8 protein-coding genes are annotated in these 7,564 nt (G+C 36.7%); 7 read left to right on the top strand and 1 reads right to left on the bottom strand.

What is annotated here, in order from left to right:
• Nucleotides 1–313 precede the first annotated feature (313 nt).
• The 7 genes from AC1DWN_RS23165 to AC1DWN_RS23135 all read left to right on the top strand — a co-directional run bounded on the left by AC1DWN_RS23165 (nucleotide 314) and on the right by AC1DWN_RS23135 (nucleotide 6,194).
• Nucleotides 314–904 (top strand): chloramphenicol phosphotransferase CPT family protein, encoded by a 591-nt coding sequence (locus AC1DWN_RS23165; protein ID WP_477561262.1) that lies wholly within the window; start codon nucleotides 314–316, stop codon nucleotides 902–904.
• Nucleotides 905–1,751: 847 nt separating this feature from the next.
• The gene (locus tag AC1DWN_RS23160) at nucleotides 1,752–2,207 is read left to right on the top strand and encodes a hypothetical protein (RefSeq protein ID WP_477561261.1); all 456 of its coding nucleotides are present in this window, start codon (nucleotides 1,752–1,754) and stop codon (nucleotides 2,205–2,207) included.
• A gap of 146 nt (nucleotides 2,208–2,353) precedes the next feature.
• Nucleotides 2,354–2,821 (top strand): hypothetical protein, encoded by a 468-nt coding sequence (locus AC1DWN_RS23155; protein ID WP_477561260.1) that lies wholly within the window; start codon nucleotides 2,354–2,356, stop codon nucleotides 2,819–2,821.
• Between the two features lie 192 nt (nucleotides 2,822–3,013).
• Nucleotides 3,014–3,646, top strand: a complete 633-nt coding sequence (locus AC1DWN_RS23150) for a hypothetical protein (RefSeq protein WP_477561259.1) — start codon at nucleotides 3,014–3,016, stop codon at nucleotides 3,644–3,646.
• A 198-nt stretch (nucleotides 3,647–3,844) separates the two neighbouring features.
• The gene (locus tag AC1DWN_RS23145; RefSeq protein ID WP_477561258.1) at nucleotides 3,845–4,783 is read left to right on the top strand and encodes a WG repeat-containing protein; all 939 of its coding nucleotides are present in this window, start codon (nucleotides 3,845–3,847) and stop codon (nucleotides 4,781–4,783) included.
• A gap of 291 nt (nucleotides 4,784–5,074) precedes the next feature.
• Nucleotides 5,075–5,542, top strand: a complete 468-nt coding sequence (locus AC1DWN_RS23140; RefSeq protein WP_477561257.1) for a hypothetical protein — start codon at nucleotides 5,075–5,077, stop codon at nucleotides 5,540–5,542.
• 244 nt (nucleotides 5,543–5,786) lie between these two features.
• Complete coding sequence (locus tag AC1DWN_RS23135; protein ID WP_477561256.1) at nucleotides 5,787–6,194, top strand: carbohydrate-binding protein; 408 nt, start codon at nucleotides 5,787–5,789, stop codon at nucleotides 6,192–6,194.
• Nucleotides 6,195–6,484: 290 nt separating this feature from the next.
• Here AC1DWN_RS23135 and AC1DWN_RS23130 read toward each other — a convergent pair whose 3' ends face one another.
• Nucleotides 6,485–7,423, bottom strand: coding sequence for a DUF5667 domain-containing protein (locus AC1DWN_RS23130; RefSeq protein WP_477561255.1), 939 nt, complete (start codon nucleotides 7,421–7,423; stop codon nucleotides 6,485–6,487).
• Between the last annotated feature and the right edge of the window lie 141 nt (nucleotides 7,424–7,564).

The following is a 7,564-nucleotide window of genomic DNA, read 5'->3' as shown; positions in this document are numbered from 1 at the left end:
ATACTAGATGGACCAAAGGTTATTGCTGAAATACCGTTAGCAGATAGCCTAAATAAAAAATAGATAATCACAATTAAACTTTGAATAGCCACAGCCACCTGACAGGTGGTTTTTTTATTGTCTGATGTTGCAGTAATGGGGAATTCAGCGGGCGACACATCTGCGATAAGTAGGATTGCAGTAAATCATTAAGCTAACGGGCAGGATAGTTGAACTGTTTCTCGAATATTTTATGAGTTGGATAATTCTATAAACTTTGTAAATATAACATTATCTGAAAGATACGCAAATCTTATATGTGAGGGTGATTCGTGTGAAGCAAGGACTTATTGTGTTCTTGAACGGAACTTCAAGTTCCGGAAAGACTAGTATTTCTATGGTACTGAAAAATCAGAAAGAGATTCCTTTTCATCATTTATCCATAGATGCTTTTTTTGGTAATTACAATGATTTTATTGATAATAATTTTCCGGATATTGAACCTACAAGAGAAGTAGATGATGTCGGAAAAATACTTTTTGATCCCATAATCTCAGTGTATTATGCAACAATTAAGTTGTTTTCAGAAATGGGTTTAAATGTAATCGTCGATACCGTAATCGACAATGACAAGCGGTTAAATGATTACCTTGATCTATTGTTCGATCATCCAACATTGTTTGTAGGCGTATTATGCTCGAAAGAAGAACTCACAAGAAGAGAGCAAATCAGAGGAGATCGACAGATTGGACTAGCGAATTCCCAATACGACCAAATATATTCCTTTAATGAATATGACCTTAAAGTAAATACTGAAGAGTTGAGTCCAACAGAATGTGCTGAAAAAATACTAGGCTTTATTAAATCCGGTCAGGATTACTCTGCATTTAAGAAATTAATGAAAAGAGAGATTAGTGTTTCATAGGAGGGAATCCATCGGATAACTACATATTCAAGCATTGAAGCTATTGCCCCTCGGTCTACCCGACGGATTTTGGAATTAAGCTAACGGGAAACGATAGCTGAATAAACGCGAAGAAACGGCAGCCAGATCCATGGTTGTTGTCGTTTTCTCAACTAACGGGCAGTAGAGCGTGGAATAGAAGGGGGACTATAATTGTTAGGACTATTTAATTTGAAGGGAGTAGGGTTATAATCCTTGTAACTTGATGTAACCGAGTTATATTTATTTATCATTCAAGTGAAAAAAGGGTGGTGTTATAATTTTAACGAAATTTGATATTGGTAGGAAAATGATTTCTAGTATAATCACAGCAGTAATTCTTTCGTTGATTCTTGTGCTATTTCATGCTTATGCCCCGTTTTTCATCTATTTTATGTACTCATTCATCGGTTGCTTAATAATAGGCATACCTTGTTCATTAATTACAGACATGATTATCATAAAAACAAAGGTAAATAAAACAATGCTTGGCATGCTTACGGGTTTAGTCTTACATCTAATATTTGCAGGAATTATTTTGTATTTACTTTCTCTTACCGAATCAGAAGGCTTCCTTTTCCTAATTAAGTACGCTAGTGCTCTTGTGTACTCCGTTTTTATAGCTGCAACAGGTTTATGGTTGGTTGATACGATTTTTAAAAAACTCAGTTTTCAGGGTAAAAGCGATAGATAACCTGCGTACGTTCTATTACAGCGATTCTCCATGGTTGTTGAACTGACGGGGAACTATACCGCAATAATTATTAGAAAAAAGGTAAGATTTGAAATATAACCGATGATTCACCAAAATTCGGGGTGGTGAGCGAACATGCTACAAAGGAAGATAATATCAGCATCACTTTCTGGAACTCTATATGCTATTCTATTTGTTCTAATTTACTCAGATCCATTTGGAAATTCTCTTAGATTGTTTGATATTGTCTCAAGTATTCCGATTTATATGTTGTATAGCTTTCCTGTCATATTAATTTATGGAGTGTCCACTTCTGTTGTTAGCGACAAGATTGGTGAATTTATATCAATAAAGAGTGGAAATGCAAAAGCAGAAATCATTGTTTCAAGTGCTTTGCATATTGTTTTCGGTCTTGTGTTGTTATGGATAAGTCTTGGTGCTTCTGTATTGTTTTTTATTACCGATAGAGTAATTAGAAGACGTAATAAAACGTATAAGTGGATAAAAGCAATTATAAGTTTAGCTATACCTGTGTTTGTGTGGCTAATTTTTATGGGAATTATTTGGGTAAGGGATATTTTGCTAAGCTAACGGGGAACGATAGCTGAATAAACGCGAAGAAACGGCAGCCAGGTCCAGGGATGCCGTTTTCTCAACTAACGGGCAGGATAGTTCAATGAAATCAGGATAAAATGGAAAACATGAATGATAAATTGATGTAGGAAGTGAAATATAATATGAACAAAAAAACATTGCTTGAATGGGAAACTAGCCATAAAGCAATAAAAAGGACTGTCGAAGGCTTTTGGAGTTGTTTTAGAAAATGGCGTGAAGAAGAGAAAGACGATTACCACGACACATTTCATGGAAAGTTATATGAGGATTTTATTAGTGTACATGAACGGTCAATTTACCTTAAATATACTTTTAATGTTGAAGAAGCAGTAATATTTTGTTCGGTAAATATTTTTTATTTAGAAGAAAACATCGGCACTTACGATATTGAATTTAATTTAGACGGAGAAATTGCTGATGAATATTTAGATTTTGACGATATTTTATTCAAAGATAGGGTGTTGAAAATGAAACATAACTTGAGAATTGCCCGAAATGCCTTAAAACAAGGAATTGAAATTGGAACAGTATCCAATATTACTGGAATTGATTCTAAATATATTGAGATTTTGAAGGAGAAATATTGTTAAACTAACGGGTAACTATAGCTTAACATTCACTAAGACGAGGCTGCCGGCATAGAACGGCAGCCTCGTTGAGCTAACGGGCAGGATAACTTGGTGGGGTATATCGTCATTACTGGTATCTTATGTTACTGTTAGAGGAAATCGGAGCGTAAAGTAACCCGTGTGTGAAGCAAAATATAAGAGTCTAATAAAAGGGTGGAAGTATTGCTTAAATGGATAAAAATACTATGGATATTGGCCGCTTTAATTAATTTATCTGGGGTTATTTGGCTCATTCTTGGATCAACAGCCAACTTTCAACGCGGGATTGATCTAATTACTACTGTAATTATGATTGGTCTTGGAATACCTTCCTTGTTACTAATTGTTTTGTCAGTCATTTTACTTGTTAGAAGGTGGTCCCCACAAAGAGGTGGAGTTTTAGGGATTTTTGCTTTAATTGTCAGCATGCTTTTGTTATCTCCTCCATTGTATAAGAGTGTAAATACGAGTGGCTGGTTAACAGAGAGCGTTATGACAGATTCAATGCAAATGACAACAGACGGTCATTATGAATATAGCATAGAAGTTATCAATATATTTCAAAGAAACAGCTATGCCCGTCTATATCTAAAAAACGTTTCTACATCAGAAGAAAATCGCATCCGTTTATCACTGCCAATATATGAGATCCATGGGATAGGGGTTGAGAAAGTTAACTATTGGGTTACGTTGGAGCCGACTTCGGAAGCAGACACGTACATTTTACAGACGACAGAGGATTTCCCTTTATCAGGTGAACGGTTTGAAGTAGATGTAATTAATGGTCAGGCAGTAAAAATTGAATAATACCTATTTATGATTTAAATTGAACTGTTAAACAACCCATTAAGCTAACGGGCAGGATACTTCCAATATGTGGTTCCTGTAGTATAATGGGGGCGAGGTTATCCAATAGTGGCCTAACGTCAAAAAAGAAACACATCTTGCCTTAGAATCATGACCAATGCACTTTAGTTTGCAGAATATGCGGAGGATAAATTAATAATGGAGAAATTAATAGGTATTGCCGACATGAATGGTGAACTTGTAACGGACAGAGCCTTCAAAGATATTAATAGGTTTAAAGAAGGTTTTGCACTATTCAGTGAAAATGAAAGGTATAAATTTCTAGAGAAACAGAGTCTTACTGAGAATCCAGGGGACTACAGTTGGGCAACTGACTACTTTTATGGATTTGCTGCTGTTAGTAAAGAGACTAATGGTAAAACTGGATTTATAAACTCAAAAGGTGAATTGAAAATTAATTATCAGTTTGATGGGTTTGCTAGATTTACAGAAGATGGCCTCGCTGTGGTTCAAAAATCTGGTAAGTTTGGAGCGATAAATTCAAACGGAGATATTTGTATTCCAATAAAATATAATCGTTTGGATCCATTTTCCGGAGGCTTATCACTTGTAGAGATAAATAGCAAATGTGGTTTTATGAATAAAGAAGGTGAAGTAGTGATTCCAACACAGTGGGCAAATGCTCAGATGTTTCATGATGGAATAGCAGTTGTAATAAATGAATCATATAAATCAGGATGTATAGATATTAACGGAAACTTAAGAGTTCCTATGAAATATAAATTTATAGGAAATATGCGTTCTAATCGAGCAATATTTCAAAAAGGGAGAACATATGGTTTTCTAGATTCTAATGGTAACGAGATTATCCCTAATAAATATAAAAATATTGATGAGTTTTCAGATGGCCTAGCACCTGTTATTGAAAAAGATAAATGGGGCTATATTAATTTAAACGGAGATTATGTAATTGAACCAAAGTTTGATAATGCATTAAGATTCTTCAATGGATTCGCACGGATATCGTATAATGGCAGGCAGGGTTTATTGAATACGAAAGGTGATCTCATCACATTTAAGCAATTTCAATATATGGATTATCCTTCTGAGGGACTTATATTAGTTGGACTAGAATAATAGAATTTTGGTTAAAAGAGCTTCTTATTTGAGGATGTTTAAAGAGTGAGCGATAGCTTTGTTGAAAACGGCATTTCTGATCCACATGCATATTTTACTCAGTTTGAATGTTTCGGAATGTATTAAGCTATCGGGGAACGATAGTTGAACAAACAAGGAGCAGTTTGCTGCGGCAGCTGCTCTCTTTCTTTGTTAAGCTAACGGGCAGGATACTTCCAATATGTGTTAGAATGAAAAAGGACACCTATTGAAGTTCAATGTGAATTTCGTTGATGAAAGGTAGGAAAGCAATTGGGGACAGACATTCACGTATATATCGAGCAGAAAACTATCAAAAATGACAATCCTTTGATGACTGAATGGATCAGCGTAGATGAATGGATAAATGATTCTTACCTTGAGATAATGGAGGTTCGAAAAAGATACTGGACAGATAGAAATTATCTGCTGTTTGCAATATTAGCTAATGTAAGAAATCATTATAATATTCAACCAATATCACTGCCAAAGGGACTGCCTGACGATGTTAGCCCAGAGGTAAAGAATCAAAGTGATGAAGAAAATTATGCTCACACAAGAAGTTGGCTCACTTTAAAAGAACTCCTCGAATATGATTGGCAACAAACAATGGCGGATGACAACGAAGAAATCTTTCCTTATGAAGAGTTAGTTATCCCTTTTGTGAGTGACTTTATCCCACGTCTGAGTAAAATTGACGAGCCTGAGAATGTTCGCATGGTCTTTTGGTTTGACAGTTAGTAGTTCTTTGAACTAACGGGAAACGATAGTTGAACAAATAAGGGGCAGTTTGCTTCGGCAGCTGCTCTCTTTCTTTGTTAAGCTAACGGGCAGGTTAACGTGGTAGCTCGCGGAAGTTGAGCACTACAGTAACATGTACCAATAAATCTTAGTAGCTAAGAAAGTTTCTGAAAAGACTTTAAAGTATTCTATCCTTTCGAAATATATTAAGAACAAAAAATTGCTTTGATGTGAGGAGATCTCAATGAAAATATGGGAGTTGGATAGCGAACGGAACGGCGGTTACGAGACCTTGGTCTTAGCGAATCGTAAAGAAGATTTCACTCTGTATTTCAAGGGACACTTTAATGGAAAATCGATCGAAAATTGGGGCAATGCATTACCGGAGCAAAGCGGTCTTTTTCCAAACCGAATACTCATTAATTCGATCTTTATCATAACCGGTAATCGGGTTTGTAATGTTCCCGTAACAGGACAGCACTCCCATACCATTGCCAATGCCGGTGCATCGGTTATGGAACTCGGATATACAGATGTTACAATTAATCTGAGCAGCACGAAACTGACGGGAAATCATGATCTATATGTCGTGTTTAATGCGCCGGATCTACGGATTGACAGCCTGTCTTTCCCGACGAAAATGGCTAAGTAAGCTGTAGCCATCTTAACGTTTTGGAGTTCACCGATTTAAATACTAACGTGAGACCAAAGATTTATACTGAATTCGATGAATCTTCAAGAATGCCAGCACTTATAAAGGCCAAAAAGATCAGCTTTAACCTTGGTCATTTCAAGGTTTAGCTGATCTTTTTTATATTTAGACAAGATTCCAAACGTCAGATGCGCTTCACATAGCACCGTATTTGAACTCAGGAGCATTCACCCCTCGGTCCGTGTGATATGTATTATTAAGCGGACACATCCAGGTCTTGGTGTTCTGGCTTACTTGTTATTATGATTTTTTTCATTATGGTTATTTTCATGTTCTTTCTTCTGCTTAATGAACATTTCTTGCTTTTCATTTTTAGCTTCCTTTTCAAACCTAGCTTCCTTGTTGGTCTTTGCTTCATTAGACTTTGTTTCCTTAGTCTTTGCTTCCTTTTCCGGTTTCGTTTTCTTGTTCAAAACCGTTTTTTGCTCCGTCTCCGTTTTAACTGAAGAGGCTGCAATGGCGTCACTGGAAACAACGGTATTCTTATTTGCGTCAGCAGGAACTACCACTTGCTCAGCCAATGGCTCGGAAGTTTGCTCTTCTTGAGCCTTATTTTCGAGTTTGGCAAGCTTTTTCTCCAAATGACTGAAAGACTTTATAATATTTTTCAAGAGCGATTTCTGGGCTTGAGGGTTTTTCACCTTTTCCAGCGCGGCGGTTAGAGATAAAATATTATGCTGCAGATCGGATTTAACCTCTACTGCCTGTTTTAGATCCTTATCCTCATTCTCCTCTTCCGCTTCAGTAGCTACTAATTCTATTGCAAGCTGCTGGTTTTCAAAAGACTTCTGGAGGACTTGTTCCGACTTTTCCGTTTCTCCCTTAGTATACAAAGCAGTCGCTTCGGAAAGACGCTCCTGAGCGAATTCAGCGAGCAATCCGGCCTCCTTCAAATCGTCAGCTGTGATCGATAGTCTGATATTTTCATAGACGACTTTAATAAAATAGAAGAAATCCCCCGGCAAAAGGTTAGGAGTTTTCTCTTTGTTTTCCGAGACGGCCGCCTCAGCCGATACATTCGTTGTTATCGTAGGAGTGGATATCGGATCCGCCGCCTCCCCGGAAGCAAACGCACTGCCTGTCCCAACGCAGAATACAAGCATGCTAATTAAAGCGCTCTTTGCAAAGAAAGTATTTCTTTTTGGTTCCGTTATTCGTTTTTGATTCATTCCGATTACCACCCTCATGTAATTGTTTTAGCAATACAAGCATGCTAATTAAAGCGCTCTTTGCAAAGAAAGTATTTCTTTTTGGTTCCGTTATTCGTTTTTGATTCATTCCGATTACCACCCTCATGTAATTGTTTTAGC

It is taken from the genome of Paenibacillus sp. P4_A7, assembly GCF_056402455.1.
The sequence above is the reverse complement of the archived record's forward strand: the minus strand, read 5'-3'. Positions and strand labels throughout refer to the sequence as shown.

Bases quoted from the DNA above. Each gene is read 5' to 3' on its own strand.
- AC1DWN_RS23160 (WP_477561261.1), top strand. From the start codon at position 1,752: ATGCTACAAAGGAAGATAATATCAGCATCACTTTCTGGAACTCTATAT.
- AC1DWN_RS23155 (WP_477561260.1), top strand. From the start codon at position 2,354: ATGAACAAAAAAACATTGCTTGAATGGGAAACTAGCCATAAAGCAATA.
- AC1DWN_RS23145 (WP_477561258.1), top strand. From the start codon at position 3,845: ATGGAGAAATTAATAGGTATTGCCGACATGAATGGTGAACTTGTAACG.
- AC1DWN_RS23135 (WP_477561256.1), top strand. From the start codon at position 5,787: ATGAAAATATGGGAGTTGGATAGCGAACGGAACGGCGGTTACGAGACC.
- AC1DWN_RS23130 (WP_477561255.1), bottom strand. From the start codon at position 7,423: ATGAATCAAAAACGAATAACGGAACCAAAAAGAAATACTTTCTTTGCA.